This is a genomic window from Geofilum sp. OHC36d9 (assembly GCF_052400685.1).
Taxonomy (GTDB): domain Bacteria; phylum Bacteroidota; class Bacteroidia; order Bacteroidales; family Marinilabiliaceae; genus CAZHHH01.
The window spans coordinates 64,777-84,815 of the sequence record NZ_JBQTGJ010000013.1 but is presented as its reverse complement, the minus strand read 5'-3'; the positions used below and the strand labels follow the sequence as shown (position 1 = coordinate 84,815).

General features: G+C 41.4%; 10 protein-coding genes. All 10 read left to right on the top strand.

What is annotated here, in order from left to right:
* Positions 1-54 precede the first annotated feature (54 nt).
* The 10 genes from ACT3CD_RS12660 to ACT3CD_RS12615 all read left to right on the top strand — a co-directional run bounded on the left by ACT3CD_RS12660 (position 55) and on the right by ACT3CD_RS12615 (position 19,834).
* A complete protein-coding gene (locus ACT3CD_RS12660; RefSeq protein WP_444646002.1) occupies positions 55-1,164 on the top strand; it encodes a DUF4831 family protein in 1,110 nt (369 codons plus the stop codon).
* Between the two features lie 11 nt (positions 1,165-1,175).
* Entirely contained in the window at positions 1,176-2,624 is a 1,449-nt protein-coding gene (locus tag ACT3CD_RS12655; RefSeq protein ID WP_444646001.1) for an aminoacyl-histidine dipeptidase, read from the top strand.
* A gap of 182 nt (positions 2,625-2,806) precedes the next feature.
* Entirely contained in the window at positions 2,807-4,603 is a 1,797-nt protein-coding gene (locus ACT3CD_RS12650) for an ABC transporter ATP-binding protein (RefSeq protein WP_444646000.1), read from the top strand.
* Positions 4,604-5,513: 910 nt separating this feature from the next.
* Entirely contained in the window at positions 5,514-8,702 is a 3,189-nt protein-coding gene (locus ACT3CD_RS12645; RefSeq protein ID WP_444645999.1) for a SusC/RagA family TonB-linked outer membrane protein, read from the top strand.
* Positions 8,703-8,721: 19 nt separating this feature from the next.
* Positions 8,722-10,329, top strand: coding sequence for a RagB/SusD family nutrient uptake outer membrane protein (locus ACT3CD_RS12640; RefSeq protein ID WP_444645998.1), 1,608 nt, complete (start codon positions 8,722-8,724; stop codon positions 10,327-10,329).
* 23 nt (positions 10,330-10,352) lie between these two features.
* Positions 10,353-11,114 (top strand): hypothetical protein, encoded by a 762-nt coding sequence (locus ACT3CD_RS12635; protein ID WP_444645997.1) that lies wholly within the window; start codon positions 10,353-10,355, stop codon positions 11,112-11,114.
* Positions 11,115-11,552: 438 nt separating this feature from the next.
* Complete coding sequence (locus ACT3CD_RS12630) at positions 11,553-11,936, top strand: HU family DNA-binding protein (RefSeq protein ID WP_444645996.1); 384 nt, start codon at positions 11,553-11,555, stop codon at positions 11,934-11,936.
* A gap of 458 nt (positions 11,937-12,394) precedes the next feature.
* Positions 12,395-13,045, top strand: a complete 651-nt coding sequence (locus tag ACT3CD_RS12625) for an urease accessory protein UreH domain-containing protein (RefSeq protein WP_444645995.1) — start codon at positions 12,395-12,397, stop codon at positions 13,043-13,045.
* A gap of 159 nt (positions 13,046-13,204) precedes the next feature.
* Complete coding sequence (locus ACT3CD_RS12620; protein ID WP_444645994.1) at positions 13,205-17,593, top strand: hybrid sensor histidine kinase/response regulator transcription factor; 4,389 nt, start codon at positions 13,205-13,207, stop codon at positions 17,591-17,593.
* 549 nt (positions 17,594-18,142) lie between these two features.
* Positions 18,143-19,834 carry a T9SS type A sorting domain-containing protein gene (locus tag ACT3CD_RS12615; RefSeq protein ID WP_444645993.1) on the top strand — a complete coding sequence of 564 codons (1,692 nt, stop codon included), beginning with the start codon at positions 18,143-18,145 and terminating at the stop codon, positions 19,832-19,834.
* The last annotated feature ends 205 nt before the right edge of the window (positions 19,835-20,039 follow it).

The following is a 20,039-nucleotide window of genomic DNA, read 5'->3' as shown; positions in this document are numbered from 1 at the left end:
TCAAAAGCGAAAAGGTTCTTAAATTATATGCATTCACTAAAAATAAATAACATTATGCGTTATATTCTTTCAGTGGTACTGGTAGCTTTCTTAATGGTTGGATGTTCTACCGGTCAGAAAGTGGTTAATTCTGGTATTGTAACCCAATCAGATTCTCAGTCTCCCAATGGGCACGGATTGTGGTATTACCTTCCGAAAACGGTTATTAAGGTGACGGTGACGGCCGAAAAACAGGTGCAAAAATCGGGTCCTTTTTATCGTTACGCTCAACGATTTTTGAATCTTACGGATGTGATTACAGAGGATCACGAAAAATGGGTGTTAACGGGAGCCAGAGTTTCAACTGAAGGCGTGGCTGATCGGTCCCGGCTTTTTCATATTTCGACTAAGGGACAACCAGGAATGGCGGTTTTGAATCGTTCTGTCGACGGCGTATTGTTGTCGGTGAATGCACAGCCTGTAAAACGTAAAAGGCTGATGTCTGTGAACGTTCCCGGTAATGAAATAGATTTAAATTCGATTAATTTTAATGAGGCTCCTTTTACCGAGGATCAGTTGATTAAAACAAGTACCACGGCCATGGCCGAAGAGGTCGCCAAAGAGATTTACCGGTTGCGGGCTTTGCGTCAGGATATCCTTGAGGGAAATGCGGACCAGTTACCACCCGATGGCCAGTCGTATCGTATTACGCTGGATGAAATAAACCGTTTGGAGAAGGCCTGCCTTGAATTGTTTATCGGCAAAAAGGAAGTGCAGGAAGTTGTGCATACCTATATATATACCCCGTCGGCCGGCAGTGATTTGAATAGCGTGTTGTTTCGCTTTTCCGAAGCTAAAGGTTTCGTTGACGCAAGTAATTTGACCGGTACGCCGGTTTACATTCAGGTTGAGGCGTCAACTTCCGAAGCCGTTAATTATGTGGCACAGGAAGACAAGAAAGAGTCCGATAACAGGGGGCTGGTTTATTGCGAACCGGTAGCGGCACAGGTCAAAATTATCGACCGCACATTATTACTGACCTCGGAACAGGTATTATTGGCTCAGTTTGGTAAGTTGTTGCGTTTACCGGCCGATTTGCTCGATACACCGCAAATGGGCGTGCAACTACAACCCGAAACCGGTGCTTTGGTGAAGGTCGTACGTAATTATTCTATAAAAGACTAAATAATAAAATCATGAGAGATCTCTCAGAATTGAAACCGGAACTATTGTGGCAGCATTTTTATCAGCTTACACAGATTCCTCGTCCATCAAAAAATGAAAAGGCCGTTATTAACTATGTACATGATTTTGGGCTCTCGCTGGGGTTGGAGACCATTGTTGATGAGGTCGGTAATGTAATTATTCGTAAACCGGCAACACCGGGCTATGAATCTAAAAAAGGCGTTGTTTTGCAAGGGCATCTTGATATGGTGCCGCAGAAAAACAGCGATAAGCAACATGATTTTGAGCACGATCCCATTGAGGCTTTTGTCGACGGCGAGTGGGTGACGGCTAATGGGACCACTCTGGGAGCTGATAATGGTATTGGAGTGGCCGCTATTTTGGCTGTACTGCAATCTGATACTATTAAACACGGTCCTGTCGAAGCTTTACTGACCATCGACGAAGAAACCGGAATGACGGGAGCCAATCATTTGAAACCCGGTGTTCTTAGGGGCGACATCCTTTTGAATCTGGATTCGGAGGATGAGGGAGAGCTTTATGTGGGGTGTGCTGGCGGAAGTGACGGTAATATGGTGTTTTCGTTTAAAGAGACGCCTGTACCCGTCGATGTCAGTGCTTATAAGGTTATTTTAAGTGGCCTTAAAGGGGGCCATTCCGGGATGGATATTAACATTGGACGTAGTAATGCCAATAAAATTATATTTCGTTTTCTGAAGCAAGCCGTGTCTCAATATGGTGCCAGGCTATCGTCCATAGAGGGTGGTAATTTGCGCAATGCCATTCCGCGTGAGGCTTATGCTGTTATTACAGTTCCTGCGTCCAAAGCCGTCGACTTTATGAACGGCCTCAACGATTTTGAAGCGCTTATGAAATCAGAAATAGGATCTGTTGAAACCGGATTGAAGCTAAGGGCTGAAAAAGTTGACGTCCCTTCCTTTGTGATGGACGAGATGACGCAGGACGATTTGATAAATGCCATGCAGGCTTGTCCCAATGGGGTGATTCGTATGAGTTCCGATATGCCCGGGTTGGTTGAAACTTCATTGAATGTGGCTATTGTTAAGTCGGATCATAAAGAGGTGAAAGTGTCAGCATTGCTTCGTAGCTCAGTCGATAGTGCCATGCGTGATCTGGAATCTACTCTGGAGAGTCTGTTTCGTCTGGCCGGCGCTGAAGTCTGGTTTGATGGCCAGTATCCTGGCTGGAAACCCAACATGCAAAGTGACATTCTTAACACCATGAAGCAGGTATATATGAATAAATGGGGCGTGGAACCTCAAATTAAAGCCATTCATGCAGGGCTGGAATGTGGCATTTTGGGGAGTGCCTATCCCAATTGGGATATGATTTCATTTGGTCCGACCATTCGACACCCTCATTCGCCCGATGAGAAAGTAAATATTAACTCTGTTGAAAAATTCTGGTGCTTTTTAGTTGAAACACTTCAAAGCATCTAGTGCTGGCCAGAAAAGTCCAACTTCTGCGTTATACTTGTCCTCAAAATGGTCATTTACCATCGTAAACTCGAATTTTTCGGACTTCGTAAGCCTTGAATTTGAACATTTCTTATCAAGTATTTGAGCCTTTTTGTTGACACTTTATAGTCCCTGAACCACATAATCGCATATACCCATACTGAATGCGGAGATCCATTACCAAAGTTAAAACAATTTTGAAGTACATCTGGAGTAGTTCCCCCGGATGGACACTACTTAATGCGGTTTTCGTGCTAATAAGGGGGGTGTTGCCACTTTTGTTGTTATTTCTCGTTAAACTGTTGGTCGATGAGATTCAGGTCGTGGCACTCATGCCGGCCGACCAACGGTCCATTCACAAATTGATGTGGGTTTTGGTGGCTGCCGGGATCATATTTTTAGTGAATGCGTTGTCGGCATCGGTGAGTATCCTTATCCGCCAAAAGCAATCATACGTTATTGCCGATTTTTTCGATAACCTGGTACACCGTAAAACAGCTCGGCTGGAGTACAGCTATTTTGAACATCCCGACTATCAGGATACCTTTTACAGGGCGCTTAATGAGGCTTCATTTCGACCGTCGAAGGTGTTTTACGGGGTTATGGGGATTCTGCAAAATCAGATTACCCTCATATCTATGGCCATTGTTCTATTGTCAGTGCATTGGTCCGTCCTTTTTGTCCTGTTGGTTATTACGTTGCCTGTGGTTTTTATACGTCTGCGGCATTCGGCGCGTTTATTTCAATTTCGAAAAAACAATACAAAGCTCGAGCGTCAGGTTAGTTATTATAACCGACTTCTCACCAGTCCTGATTTTGCCAAGGAATTGAGGGTTTTTAACCTGGGTACACTTTTCCATAAACGTTACGAAGAGAAGAAGAAAAACTGGAGAAAGACGCAGTTTGGCATGCTGAAGCGTAAAACACGTCAGGAGATGAGTGTACAGTTACTGGCGGCGACGGCTTTTTTCTTTGTGTATGCCTTAATTGCCAAACAGGCGTTTAATGGGGTGATTTCAATCGGCGAAGTGGTCCTTTATTTTATGGCTATGCAGCGTGGCTATGCCTATTTGCAGGAGCTGTTGGGGCGTATTGCCGGGTTGTATGAAGACTCTTTGTTTCTCGATAATTTGTTTGAATTTATTAATCTTAAGGAGGTGGTAAAAACCCCTCAGTCGGAGGCGCTTAAAGTGCCATTTCCCAAGCCTATACGTGAAGGTATTCGTTTCGAAAAGGTGGGCTTTCATTATCCTTCCAACGAACGATGGATTTTACGCGATGTCAGTTTTTCGGTGAAGGCCGGTGAAACGGTGGCCCTGGTGGGGGCCAATGGTACCGGTAAATCAACCATTATGAAGCTGCTGTGTAGCCTTTATTCGCCGCAGGAAGGCAGTATTACCATCGATGGAGTTCCCATACAGACCATCAACGAAGATGAGAAAGTGGCCAATATTAGTGTCATTTTTCAGGATTTCATTCTTTATAATGTCACCGCGCGCGAAAATATCTGGTTTGGTGATATCCGTAAAAAGGCCGGTGACGATGACATACGCCAGGCGGCTGCAGATGCAGGTATTGATAAGATTATTTCCGACTTTGATCAGGGCTACGAAACCACGCTTGGAACCTTGTTCGAAGGCAGTGAGCACATGAGTCCCGGACAGTGGCAGCGTCTGGCTCTGGCCCGTTCTTTTTTTAATGATTCACAGATTATTCTGCTCGATGAACCCACCAGCTCTCTTGATGCCTTCTCCGAGGCCAAACTGCTGAAATATATTCGCTCTATTATTCACGGGCGCACGTCGTTCGTAATTAGTCATCGTCTTTCCACTATTCAGATGGCCGATACCATTGTGGTGCTCGATGGGCATAAAGTCGTTGAAACCGGAACCTATGAAGAATTAATGCTGGTGGAAGATGGCTTTTTCCGTAAAATGGTGATGTCGTTGTATGCCTATTGATGCCTTTTTACGGTGCCATTGAAAATGCTGTTACCCATATTAGGTTAGTGTATTTATATCATATACAATTAGTTATATGCATTGGGGTGTGTCTGATTGTACTGTAATGAGTTGAATAACTGATAATTGTCATGTCTAAATATTGATAAAAGTCATAAAAATTATCTAAAATTTTACATGGGTATTTTGATTCCTTTTTTTTTGATGGACCCGATAATTTTGAACTGCGAATCGCTGCTTTCAAACTTTAAGTTTTATTTGCTTTTATTGATAAAAATGAAACAAAAGCGGCTGTTCATCTAACTTTCTGGGAAGCCGGAGATGCTGAAAAAAGGCATTTGGGATTGGTTTCTGCTTAGTTTAATTGGGTTTGAAACTGATAAAATAATAATATTTAATAATGTCATCTAAAATTGTGGGGGGCTATTGTGATATTGTTGTGATTTTGCTGTTTAATGAGCATAAATTTGGGGGGTATAGGTGATTTATAAATTAAATATGGTTTTGTCTATGGAATTAAAATATTAATGCTATTTTTGCAGTAGCATTTAAAACATTTTTGGCGTTTTTATTGTTCGTTCGATAGTATAAAGCATGATAAATATCAGGATGGCGCTTTTTTTTAAGTAAAAGCGTTATTTTACTGTCAAAAAGTTATAATTTGCATCTCTAAAGTGGTTAACTTATATTTTGTAAACCATTTTTTATTTCGGTTGTTTTTTATAGACCGGATTATGTTAAAGTGTCGGGGGGGCTCTTTTAATAAAAACAGATCGAAGAAGGTTCCGATGGAATCTCTGGTTGATTTTTAGAAATTGATACTTCCGGTGCGAGAGAAGAGAAAAAGGCGTTAATATGCCGTTTGGAAATGAATTGTTTATCCTATTTATTAATTTAAACCTTTAACTTTATGAAGAAAGTTCTAATGGCACTTTCGTTCGTAATGGCGTTGGGTTTGTCTGTAGTTAATGCACAGACAAGAACCATTACAGGAACAGTCACAGGAAGTGATGACGGAGCCCCCATCCCGGGCGCATCCGTATTTGTAAAAGGAACCACTATGGGGTCCGTTACCTCTATTGATGGTAATTATTCGATTAACGTACCACAGGATGCTGAAACTTTAGTATTCTCTTTTGTGGGGATGGAAACCCAGGAACAACCAATTGCTGGCCGTAGTGTTATTGATGTAATGCTGGGTAGTGATGCTATTGCTATGGATGAAGTTATTGTAGTAGCTTATGGTACATCTACTAAAGGTGCTTTTACCGGTTCTGCAGGAGTTATGGATGCAGCTAAAATTGAAAAGCGTCAGGTGTCAAATATTTCAAATGCGTTATCTGGATCAGTAGCCGGCGTGCAGGTGCTGAGTGATAACGGACAACCGGGAGCGTCAGCCAAGTTGCGAGTACGTGGTGTCGGATCTATAAATGCCGGTTCTGACCCTTTATATGTTGTGGATGGGGTTCCCTTTGATGGCGACTTATCTTCTATTAGTACCTCTGACATTGAGTCAATGACTGTTTTGAAAGATGCTGCTTCTACTGCATTGTATGGAGCTCGTGGTGCTAACGGGATAATCATGGTTACAACAAAAAAAGGTTCTGCCGGAAAGTCAAATATCACTTTTGATATGAAGGTCGGCGTTAATTCTCGGTCTGTTAAAAATTATGATGTTTTGACCAGTCCGAAAAACTATATGGAGACAGCTTACCAGGCTATTTATAATGCTGGTGTTTATAACAATGGTTATGATGCTCTCACGGCAAATGCTTATGCCAATTCTAAACTTGGTAGTGAAACTGATGGTGGATTAGGGTATACTATTTATACTTTGCCTTCAAAACAGTTATTGATTGGAACCAACGGGAAGTTGAATCCGAATGCAGAATTAGGTTATAGTGATGGCGAATATTATTATACACCTGATGATTGGGCTGACGAAACTTTTCAGAATAATTTACGCCAAGAGTATAATTTGTCAATGTCGGGCGGTACTGATAAGCAATCGTATTATCTTTCTTTTGGTTATTTGGATGATGAAGGGGTTGTTTCCGGTTCTGAATTTACGCGTATTAGTGGCCGATTTAAAGGCGATCAACAGTTGAAAAGCTGGTTAAAAGTTGGGGCTAATATCAATTATAATAATATTGAAAGTGATTATCCGGGTGAGCAGGTTACAACCAACTCAAGTGGTAATGCATTCTTTATTGCAAACTTTATTGCTCCCATATATCCGTTGTATGTGCGTGATGCTGATGGGGAAATAATGTATAATAAAGGTCGTAAGCTTTACGACTATGGTGATGGAGAAAGTACTAATTTCTCAAGATCATTTATGTCTATTGCCAATCCGGCAGGTGATTTAACTTATAATAAAACCCTTTATTTAAAGGATATTTTAAATTCTTCCTGGTACGCTGAGGTAACACCGGTTTTTGGTTTAAAACTTACAGCCCGTTATGGTTTGAACGTGGACAATACCCGTTACAATGATCTGGGAAATGCCTATATGGGACAAAGTGCTTCTTATGGAGGTACTGCTTATCAGGATCAGACCAGAGATACAGGTTTTAACCAACAGTATATTGCTAATTATCAGTTTGATTTAGCTGATAACATGCAACAATTTGACATTACTGCAGGTTATGATGGCTATCGTTACGAACGTCAATATCTGTATGCCAGTGGGCAAAACCTGTATAATCCAGAGAGTTATTATATCAACAATACCATTGATAACTTAATTGGTGGTGGTTATAAAGATACATATGCCACTGAAGGTTATTTTGGTAGGGTGAACTATTCGTATAGAGATATCTATTTTGCTAACGTAGCATATAGACGCGATGCTTCATCACGTTTTAGCCCGGACAATCGTTGGGGTGATTTTTGGTCGGCTAGTGCTGCCTGGATGATCAGTGGCGAACCTTTTATGTCTTCAGTTTCTTGGGTGGATATGTTGAAATTGAAAGGATCCTTTGGTGAGCAAGGAAATGATGACATTGAAGTGAATGGCGAAAATAATTACTATCCCTGGATGGATCAATACAATGTTACTGGGGCTAATGGCGTATTTTCTGATGGTGTTTTGTCTTTTAAGGGGAACCCTGATTTAACCTGGGAAACTTCTGTTTCGTATAATGCTGGGCTTGACTTTGCTTTGCTTGGTAATAGGTTAGCTGGGACCATCGAGTATTTTGGTCGTACGTCCAGCGATATGCTTTATTTTAAACCTGTATCAGGTAGTAATGGGTACACTTCAATTCCAATGAATGTTGGTTCGATGACGAACTCTGGGCTGGAAGTGGATTTATCATATACTATTATAGATGCCAGTAGATTAAAATGGGCTGTTACCGCAAATGGAACTTTTATAAAGAACAAAATTAATGAGTTGGATAGCTCACTAAATGGTCAGTTAATTGATGATACCAGAATTTATGAAGAAGGCGAATCTATGTATCGCATGTATCTGGTTGATTATGCCGGGGTTGATGAAGCAACCGGTTTGGCCATGTATTGGGCAGAAGACGAGGAAGGCAACCCTTACGAAACCAGTGATTATAACATTGCAGAGGATTATAAAGTCGCTACTGACGATTTAATGCCTAAAGTTTATGGCGGTTTTGGAACTTCTGTTGATGCATATGGTTTTGATGCTTCCATTCAATGCGCGTATCAGTTAGGGGGTAAAATTTATGACTCAGGTTACAGCCGTTTAATGCATGGTGGAACTTCCAGTTATGCCGGTAATAACTGGCATAAAGATATTTACAATGCATGGACGCCTACCAATACCGATACCGATGTTCCTCGTTTGGATGCCGGTGATAAATATGCCAATTCTATTTCTAATCGGTTCATTACCAGTTCTGACTATTTAAGTCTTAACAATATCACGGTAGGGTATACTTTGCCTGCAAACATTGTGAGAAGTATACATGTTGATAAATTGCGTATTTATTTTGCAGCTGAGAATGTTGCTTTGTGGTCTAGCCGTAATGGTTTAGATCCTCGTCAAAGCTTTACCTCTGCTACCACAGCTCGTTATACTCCTATCAGAACCATCTCTGGAGGTATAAATTTGGTGTTTTAATAATTTAGAATAGAGTAGTATGAATAAAAAATATATATATGCATTATTAGCACCTGCTTTCTTTGCGTTTGCAGGGTGCGATGATAATTTGGATACGCTGCCAGATGGTGATATTGTTACTACTGGGCAGAAAGAAGAAGTGGTTGCCTCGGATCCATCTAAGGCAGCTGCAGGGGTAAATGCTGTATTTGCTTTGTTTAGCCAATATATGCCCAACAAAGATGCTTTAAATGCAGAGCGTCACAACGACTTTGGTTATCCTTCTGTTATGATGTTTACGGATGGTAATGGGTATGATGTGGTGTCAGAAGATAATGGCTATAACTGGTCGGGTAATAATTTGGATTTTACCGATCGTTCCGCTACTTCGCGTGAAAGTCAAATTTTGTGGAATGATATGTATTCTATCATTAAGGGGGCCAATAATGTGATTGGTGCCGTAGATCCTCTTTCTGAAGATGCGGTTTTAAAAAGTTATTTGGGGCAGAGTCTTGCTACCCGAGCTTTTAGCTATTGGGTTTTAGCACAGCTGTTTCAGTATACTTATGTGGGAAATGAAGACGCTCCTTGCGTTCCTGTTGTTACTGATAAAAATTTTGAAACTGCAGCTGTTGAAGGTTTGCCTCGTGAAACAGTTAAGAATGTCTATGATTTTATTATTTCCGATTTAAATGACGCTATTGATTTGTTAATTGTTTCGAAAGAAGCAGGCATTAAACGTGCTGATAAGCGTTATATTGATCTTTCTGTAGCTTATGGCCTGCGTGCCAGGGTTAATTTAACCATGCAAAAGTGGGCCGAAGCGGCTGTTGATGCTGATTCAGCTATTTCTGTTAGTGATGCGAAACCTTCATCTATCGAAGAGGCCAGTAAGCCTGCTTTTTGGACAGTGAATGAGACTAACTGGATGTGGGGTATTATTATTGAAGAGACCGACGAAGTTGTTACATCCGGTATTGTTAACTGGATTTCACATATGGGCTCTCTCAACTATGGTTATGCCAATTATTCCAAAGGGCGGCAGATTAATAAAGCGCTTTTTAACACAATATCTTCAAGCGATGCCCGTAAAGGTTGGTGGTTGGATGAAGCTGTTACTTCCCCTAATATTGACGAAGAAATGGCTGAATATGTTGAAGCTAAAGGTTATGCGCCTTATACTCAGGTCAAGTTTGCACCCTATAAAAATGAAGTAGCAACTGCTACCAATGCCAACGATATTCCTTTAATGCGTATTGAAGAAATGTATCTGATTAAGGCCGAGGCTTTAGCTATGAGTGGAGGTGACGGTAAAGGGACATTAGAAGCGTTTATTAAAAGTTCTCGCGATCCAGATTATGTTTGTTCGGTTTCTTCACCTGAAGATGTTCAACAGGAAGTATTCCGTCATCGAAGAATTGAATTATGGGGCGAAGGGCTTAACTGGTTCGACGTTATGCGTTTGAAAACAGGTGTAGACAGACGTGGTGGAGGTTATCCAAATGCAAGTATGATATTTAACATCTCTGCAACTGATCCTATTTTGTTGTGGCGTATACCTGAGGCTGAAATTGAGGCTAATCAGATGTTGAGTAATACAGATAACAACCCTGCCGGATCGACACCCGAGCCTGTGGCTGATTTATAATGTTTAATTTTTATCTTTAGATTATGAAATACAATAAAATAGTTACAGCATTTTCAATGCTATTTGTTATTCTATTAGGTGCTTGTAGCGAGTACACGGATACTGAAGAGCCAAGTCCTGTAATAACTGATAATCAGGGTATGCGATTTTCTGATGAGTATTTATCAAAGACTGAAGTTCTTACGTCTGTGATGTCATTCCCTATAACATTGGTTCGTAATGGCAGCAGCGAATTTACATTGCCACTGACTGTTGCGGATACCGGAAGTTATTTTAATGTACCGGAAAGTGTCTTTTTTCCTGCTGGTGTAGATACCATTACTTTTGATGCCACGCTAAAAGATACGGCTCCGCTCGAAACGCCAATTGGTTTGACTTTGGCTTTTGACGATTCGCTTTTAAATCCATATTATGCAGAATCCAGTGTTTATAAAACTGAGGTTATTATTTATCCGCCCTGTGCTTTTAATGTTGTTTACTTAAATCTTTTTTTTGATGGTTATGCTAGCGAATGTACGTGGGCGATAACAAATGCCAGTGATGAGATTGTTTATGAAAGTGAAGAATATGCAGATGGTACAGAGTCTGCTCATCATCGATTATGTTTGGAAGATGAGGCTGTTTATACCTTTACTATTAACGATGTCTATGGGGATGGTCTTACATATCCCGAAGAGGGTTCTGTTACTTTGACTTATGACGATGAGGAAGTGTTCATGATCAGCGGTGATTATGGTGCCTCAAAATCTGTTAATTTTACTCTTGTTGGAGGTATCGTAGAATAAGACACTAACTAAGTTAGTTTACAATTTTTTGAAAGCGGACATCCTATGGGTGTCCGCTTTTTTTACCGTATTGCTTAGAATTAGACGAAATTTTTCATGCTTAATACGACGAAAAATGATAATTATTTGTAAGATATTGTATAAAAATGGATAATAGTTAGGATGCAATTTTGTGGCGACTTATAAGCCATGTTCGAAGTTTATTTGTTGCATGACCGCCTTGTCTTTTCTGCCAAACCCTTCTGCTCAGACTCTTACACTGTAAAATTTTTGATGAAAAATTGTTTTTGTTTAAAAATATTTCATAAATTAACCATCGGTTTTCAAGAAAATCGAAAATTAATAAGGCGGGTAGAGGACGTTTGAGAGTTAACCCATTCATTTTTTAATAGTGAAGCCCACATAACCTTATTTTATATAACTCTTAAATTTTTTATTATGTCAGTAAAATATGTTTTGACAGAGCGAAGGAATCCTTTGAAACCAGAGGATCCTAAAAAGTGGTATGCGCTTGCCAAAAGTGCCGGCGAAATAACTTTAAAGCAGTTAAGTGAAGACATAGCGCAGCGCAGTACCGTTAATTATGCCGATACCCTTGCTGTTCTGGAAGCGCTGACACAGGTGCTGTCCATGCGTTTAAGTGAGGGGTTGATTGTCCGTTTTAGTGATTTTGGTTCTTTCCAGATATCCGTTGGAAGTAAAGGAGCCGAAACAGCCGATAAATTTACTTCATCGTTAATTACCAGTAAAAAAGTGATTTTCCGCCCCGGGGTGGATATCAAGACAATGCTCAATAATTTGACCTTCCAAAAGATTTCATAAAGTTAATTTTTAAGTGGGCTTTTAAGGGTTTTACAGTTTTGTGAAGCCCTTATTTTTTGGGCTATACAGAAGGGGGTAAAAAGTATCAATACTTTTGGGCAAAAGTATCAATACTTTTAGGCAAAAGTATCAATACTTTTAGGTGAAAGTATCAATACTTTTTAGGTAAAGTATCAATACTTTTTGGGTAAAGTATCAATACTGTTTGTAAAATGGGTTAAGTAAATTAATAGATGACTGTATAAGAGGGGGTGAAGACGTGTCGTTGTGACTACCACCTTGATGCTCAAAAGTGGTAGTCATTAAAAGTCCTTATATTCTCAAATTGGTTGATTTCTTTTTTGGCTAAAGGCAAAGACGTTTGCGCCAACGCTTAATTTTTATATTTTTGAGACGGTTCAATAACTGGCCGTATTGTGATGATACGCCTGTTGTTGAAATACTCATACCTTAAATTAATGATGACATCAGAATTTCAGATACTACTTTATACTGCGGCCTCGTTGGGGTTTGTGCACACTGTTCTGGGGCCCGATCACTATTTGCCTTTTATAATGATTGGACGGGCCCGCAACTGGCCACTGCGTAATACCTTGGGATTGACTTTTATGTGCGGTGTGGCGCATGTGGTTAGTTCGGTGGTGATAGGACTGGTTGGCATAACCATTGGGGCGCAGCTGGAGAAATTGACGTGGATTGAAACGTTTAGAGGTAATCTGGCAGCCTGGGCTTTGATCGCATTCGGATTGGTTTATGCTGTTTGGGGGCTGCAACATTGGCGAAAGCAACGTAATATTCACCGCCCGGACGGGCTTACGCGAGAAAAGACTGTTACACCCTGGGTATTGTTTATAATCTTTGTTTTAGGGCCCTGCGAAGTTTTAATACCAGTGTTAATGTACCCGGCTGCCAATGAAAGTATGAGCACTCTTTTAACCGTTGCCGGAGTGTTCGGGGTTACCACCTTAGCCACCATGTTGGCTGCCGTCTTTATTCTTTCCTATGGGTTAAGTCTTGTGGCTGTAAAACCTTTGGAAAAGTTTAGCCATACCATTGCCGGATTGGTCATATTTTTGTCGGGAATAGCCATTCAATTGTTGGGCGTGTAGCAGATGTAATCAGGCATTATGCTTATGGGTGGCACTCGTTTTAGACGTTGAGTTGTTAATTATTGAATTTTTCCACTAATATTTTCTATTTTTAACCAACTTATGAAAACGTTCGATACAGACACAAATACTTCCCGAGGCAAAAAAAAGGTGGTTAACATGGCGACGATATTTCGGCTTATTTTTTTATTAGTGCTTATTATACCGGGTTTGACAATCAAAGGTCAGGCTGAGGATATTCTTCGATTTGAACATTTTAATACTTCCAGAGGGCTTTCGCAAAATACGGTTTCATCCATATTATGCGATTCCAAGGGCTTTTTGTGGGTGGGAACCAACAACGGTCTTAACCGATACGACGGCAACAAGTTCAGAGTGTTTATGAACGAGGAAAATGGCGTTCGTAATTTTACGCACAACCGTGTGGTACGAATTTGGGAAGATCATCTGGGTTTTATCTGGTTTGAAACGCACGATGGTTATTATCATTACTTCGATCCTGTGCGCGAGTGTTTTTCTTCTCTGGCAGGTTATTTTACCGATAGCGAAGCATTTCATGCCGTATTCAGCGATTTTATACAGTATTCCGACCGGGAAATATGGATTGGAACCACCAATAGGGGCGTTTTGCGTTTGGTATTTGATGCCGCGACTCACAATTACACCGTTAAGCAGTATACTTCAAGCGGTCCAAATGCCATCAGCAACAATATGGTATCGTTTATTCATAAGGATAAGAACGGTAATATTTGGGTCGGTACCGATAAAGGGTTGACTCTGGCTACCTTTACCAAGGCTCATAAGCCGGTTTTTAAACATCTGTTCCAAAAAAATAGTTTTACTTCCGTTCTGGAAACGGCCACCGGGTTGTGGTTCGGCACAAAGCACTCTGGCATTCTTACTTTTCGCAAACAATCGCAGCTGTATGCCTATATTAATAGTCATACCAATGCCACGTTACGGTCCGATCATATAGCCAAATTATTAATAACCCTTACCGGGAAGATTTTTGCTGCTTTTGAAGATGGTGGATTACAGTATTACGACCAGCGATCCATGGTGTGGAGAGACGTCCCGTTGCATGGCCAAAATGTGGTGAACTGGTACGAAGATCGTTATAATGTGTTGTGGGTGACCACCGAGAAGTTTGGGGTGACAGCCGTTCAGATTGATAACGGCGATACCGCTTATTATCGCTTTTTTGACCCTGCTGAAAATACCGTGCCCGACGAAGAACGTCATGTTTTTTTTGAAGACAGTAAAAATAATCTTTGGATTGGGACGCACGAAGGAGCGCTTAACCTTTTCGACCGCGGGAATCATGCTTTTATACACTATCGTAACGACCCTAAAGATGCCAATTCGTTGTCGGCAAATATTGTATTGAGTATTGCCGAAGATCATTCCGGACAGTTGTGGGTGGGAACCGGGCAATTTCAGGGTGGCTTGGAGCGCGTAATTCTTAAAGAACCGGCTTTTCAGCAGATTATCCCTTTTAAGAGCCAACGGCATATCTCTGATAATATGGTTCGTGCTTTATACCAGGATCAGCAGGGGCGGTTATGGATGGGCACTAAAGCTGGCCGGCTTCATGTGTTCAAAGATGGTCAGCTGTTGCATACGTTCGACAAGTTTGTGACGCAGCGCGAAGTTCTTACCGGTGTTAATGTTTATGCCATCAGTATCGATCAGAAAGGTTACCTGTGGCTCGGTTCAAAAGGACGCGGGTTGCTTATAAGCCGATACCCGGTTAATAAGTATGCCGGTTTGTCGGCCATTACTTTTGTGAATTATGAACCGGTCGACAGTGATTCTACGACGGTCGGACATCTTAATATTTATTCGTTGGCTGAAGATTCACTGGGGAATATGTGGGTGGGAACCTATGGCAACGGTCTGAGTGAAGGCGTGAGAGATGCAGATGGTCAACTGACCTTTAGACGTTTTAATGCGGCAAACACCAATCTGTCGGGTAATTTGGTGCGCTATTTAATGTTTGATTCTAAAAATCGTTTGTGGGTAGCTACAGGTTATGGTCTTAATTTAATGGAAGCATTGCCCCGGAAAGATGAGCAACCAGTATTTAAATCCTTTTTTGCCGGTAAGGACACCTTTTCGTTGAGCATGAACGACGTGATTCATGTGTACGAAGATCATCGGGGCTATATTTGGCTGGCCACCTTTGGTGGTGGAATTAACCAACTGGTTGAAACCAACGGTGACAAGACCACCTTTCGACGGTATCTGCAAACCGACGGACTGAGTAATAATGTGGTGTATGCCATCGTGGAAGATGACGACGGGAATATGTGGTTTAGTACCGAAAACGGGTTGAGCCGCTTAAATAGTAACAACCAGACTTTTGAGGTGTTTAATACGAATAATGGGCTGAATTTTAATACTTTCTCGGAAAATACGGCCATTACAACGCCCGATGGGAAGCTCCTTTTTGGTGGATTTATGGGAGTTGAAATGGTTGACCCCGCAAAAATAAAGATTGAACCCTACCGTAAAGGGGTTGAGTTAACCGATTTTCATCTGTTTAATAAAAAGGTGCCCATAGGCAATCAGTCTCCCTTGAGTAAAAGTATTTCGTTTACGGATGAAATTACACTGCGGTACAATCAAAATAGCTTTAGTTTTGAGTATTCGGCCATGGATTATATGGATACCGAAAAGACGCAATATGCCTATCGACTCGAAAATTTTGATGCGGATTGGTTTTATGTGAATAATCAGCGTAAAGCATCGTATACCAATCTGGCGCCTGGTCATTATGTGTTTCGTGTTAAAGCCACCAACCGTAATGGCGAGTGGACGTCGGAGGTGCGTTCGGTAACCATTGATATATTGCCGCCCTGGTACAAAACAACCCTTGCTTATATCGCCTATTCGGTTTTGGTTATTCTTTTCTTTTACATTATTTTTTCTACCATTTATAAGGTCAATCAGTATCGCAACGATTTAAAAATTGAGCGACGTGTTAATGAGGAGAAATTGCGTTTCTTTACCAATATTTCGCACGAGATACGAACCCCGTTGACCTTAATTATTGGTCCCATTGATGATTTGTTGCGTAAATCACAGCTGGATAACAGCGATAAGCCAAAGCTCGAAATTATTGGGCGCAACGGAAAACGTATGCTTCAGTTAACCAATCAACTGCTCGATTTCCGGAAGATTCAGAATAATAAGATGGTATTGCAGGTTTGTGAATTTGATATCGTAAAATTTACCCGCAATATTTATGAGAGTTTTATTCCTTTAGCCAATCATAAAAATATCGATTACAGGTTCAATACTAGTAATGACGCCTTATATGTTTGGGCCGACCCGTCAAAACTCGATACGATTATTTATAATTTAATATCTAATGCGTTGAAGTTTACTGATGCCAATAAGCAGGTGACGGTGACAATCGTATCGAATGCCGATGCGGGTATTGAGGTGGTGGTGAAGGATCAGGGGCGTGGCATAGCACGCGAATCTCTGCCGCAGTTGTTTGAGCGGTTTACCATTTTAAGTGGTGAGGAATTGGCAGGTACCGGTATTGGGCTGTCCTTGGCCTATGAACTGGCGCGGTTGCATCATGGCGATATATTGGTGGAGTCGGAAGTTGAGAAGGGTAGTACGTTTATATTGAAACTTAAGAATGGAAATGATCATTTTATTGACGACGCAAAGGTTACCAGACGTGATGAAATGATTGTGCCAACTCATGCCGGGGAGGTCGCCGATGAGCCCCTTGTTGCTGAAGAAGCTCCTGTTCAGGGTGACTTGCCGGAGTTGAACGGTGTGCCTTTGGTTTTGGTGGTCGAAGATAACCATGAGATCGGAGATTATATTTGTCGCTCATTAAGTCCCGAATTTAACTGTTGCCAGGCTGGTAACGGTGAAGAGGCCATTGATGTTCTTAAAAACAAAAATCCCGATCTGATTATTTCAGATATCATGATGCCGGTGATGGATGGTATGGTTATGACGCAGCATATCCGCAATGATTTTTCCACAAGCCATATTCCCATTGTTTTACTGACGTCCAAATCGTCGGTCGAAGATCAGATTGCCGGTGTTGAGCAAGGAGCTGATCTTTATATCACCAAGCCTTTTAATGCCGGGTTTTTAAAAGCGTCGGTCAAAAATTTATTGGAGCAGCGAAGAAATCTTATCAATAAGTTCCGTGACAATAAAACCATTGATCCGGCCACGCTTAAGGTGAATAGTAAGGATGAAGAGTTCCTGCAAAAATTGATTGAATATGTGGAGAATAACTATTCTGAAGAATTTTCCATTGAGACACTGGCTGATAAGATGTGTGTGAGTCGAACGGTATTTTACAATAAAGTAAAAGGGCTCACAGGCCATAGTCCGGTTGAGTTTGTGCGTCAGTTAAAATTAAAAATTGCCGCACATTTGTTGGCTCAGGGGTATAATGTGTCTGAAGCGGCCTTTAGAGTAGGGTTCACCGATGCCCGCTATTTTAGCCGTCAATTTAAAGCCCTTTATGGCTATTTGCCAAGCAAACATGCGCAGAACTGTCAGAAATAAGGTCAGTCTGTTGTTTTACTATCTCAAAATCTGTGCTTATTGTTGTGATTGATTGTGCGTTGAAAGCCCTGGTGTAATGTTTTGTTAATTAGGTTGTCAAGCGCTGACCTGCGTTTATAAGGTGTGCTGTTTTTTTATGCGGGAAGAAAGTGCTTATTGTATTTTTCTATTTCGCGAAATTAAATCATCTGATGCGCATATAGCTAAATATCTATTTGTCTTTTCCAATTTCCATTTTAGGGGTAAAATCCAACTGCGGCTTTTTTTACATTCCTGAAAACTGCCGGACCGAGCCATTAAAATTGCTTCACAGATTAATTCCGGTGAGTTCCATGTGACCTTAAAAATTAAATTATAGAAACATGAAAATGGTTGTTTCAAACGACGCCATCGTTCCTTGTTTGTTACCTGTCTGTCATTTGATGGTTCGCATGAAGGTTAGACAAATTGTTTAAAAAGAGTGGACAAATTAGTCTAACTCCGTGAGGCCCGGATAATGACAGAATCAAACAGGTATATTTGAATAAGTTTTTTTTAACTATAAATATTATGACGAGAATTAATTTATTAGTCTTGTTGCTGATGCTTTCAATTGTAGCAGCCGCACAGGATGTTAATACAACGCCGGTGGCTTTTCCCGGCGCAGAGGGCTTTGGCCGTTTCACCACAGGCGGACGGGGTGGACGTGTCATTTATGTGACGAATCTTAATGACTCGGGTACCGGTAGCTTAAGAGCGGCTATTGATGCCTCAGGCGCTCGTATCGTGGTGTTTAAAGTGTCAGGCATTATTGCATTGCAGTCGCAACTGGGCCTTAAAAACGGGAATATTACCATTGCAGGACAAACAGCACCCGGCGACGGCATTGTATTGAAAAACTATTCGATGAATGTGAAAGCCGATAATGTGATTATTCGATATATGCGGTTTCGAATGGGCGACGAAAAGGCTACCGAGAACGACGCTATCTGGGGCCGTGATCATCAGAACATTATACTCGATCATTGTTCAATAAGTTGGAGTACAGACGAGGCTTCCTCTTTTTATGATAATACCAACTTTACCATGCAATGGTGCCTTTTGTCTGAGAGTTTGCGAAACTCGGTTCATGATAAGGGAACGCATGGATATATGGGTATCTGGGGGGGTAAAAATGCCAGTTTTCATCATAACCTGATAGCACATCACGATAGTCGTAATCCTCGCTTTTGCGGTAGCCGTTATTCCAATCAGCCCGATCTTGAATTGGTGGATTTCCGTAATAACGTGATCTACAACTGGGGTGCCAACAGCGGATATGCCGGTGAAGGCGGCAGCTATAACATGGTTAATAATTACTATAAACCCGGGCCGGCCAGCAGTAACCGCACCCGTATTTTTCAACCTTATCCGGATGACGGCGGCAATGACCAGCCTGCAGGCGTATGGGGCCTTTTTTATGTCAATGGTAATTATATGAATAGTAGTACCGCTGTTACGGCTGACAACTGGCTGGGGATACAACCCAAACCGTCCACAAAAAGTAAAGATGAGTTGAAGTCGACCACTGAATTTGCCAGCGGACAGATTACAACTCATTCGGCCGAAGATGCTTTTGAAGCTGTACTGAGTTATGCCGGCGCCTCTTTCTTTCGTGATGCAATTGATGATCGTATTGTTGACGAAACACGTAACGGTACTTTTACCTATACCGGCTCCAATGGTAGTACCAATGGTTTGATTGATTCGCAAGCCGACGTGGGTGGCTGGCCCGACTATCTGTCGACGTCAGCCCCTGTTGACACCGATAGTGACGGTATGCCTGATGAATGGGAGCAGGCCAATAACCTGAACCCCAACGATGCTACTGATGGATCTTTATATTCTATCAATAGTATGTTTACCAATGTTGAAGTTTATCTTAATAGTCTGGTAGCGCCTGTCCTTGAGGCTCAAAATAGTACGGGTACGCCCAATTATACCGATAAGTTTGATGTTTATACCTCTACCGAATCGGTTGAAATGATCGACGCGGCCGTGCAATTAAGCGAAAATCCATTTGCCGGTGATCTCAAGTTATCATCTTCTGATATAATGGCGTCGGTAATGATTTATACAACCAGTGGTAAGTTGTTGATTAATCGGACTGTTGATAATAGCACGGTAACCTTACCTCTTGCGCATCTTAACGGCGGCGTGTATTGCCTCAGGGTTGTTTTTGATGATGGACGGGCAGAGGTTCATAAAGTGGTGAAAGAATAATTTGCGACTATGTTTTGTGTAGTGTTTGCGACCGGTGATTATCTAAGTGTTCCCGGCCGCTTTTTTTTTGACGACTTTTATTTTTTGTGGCGGGCAAAAGGGGGGATAAATTGACCTGTTTCTCATTTGTTTGATTTTTATGGATTTGTCGGTTTAGGTCGATGAACGAGCGAACAATTTGTTATACTTTTTCGGTTAATTTATA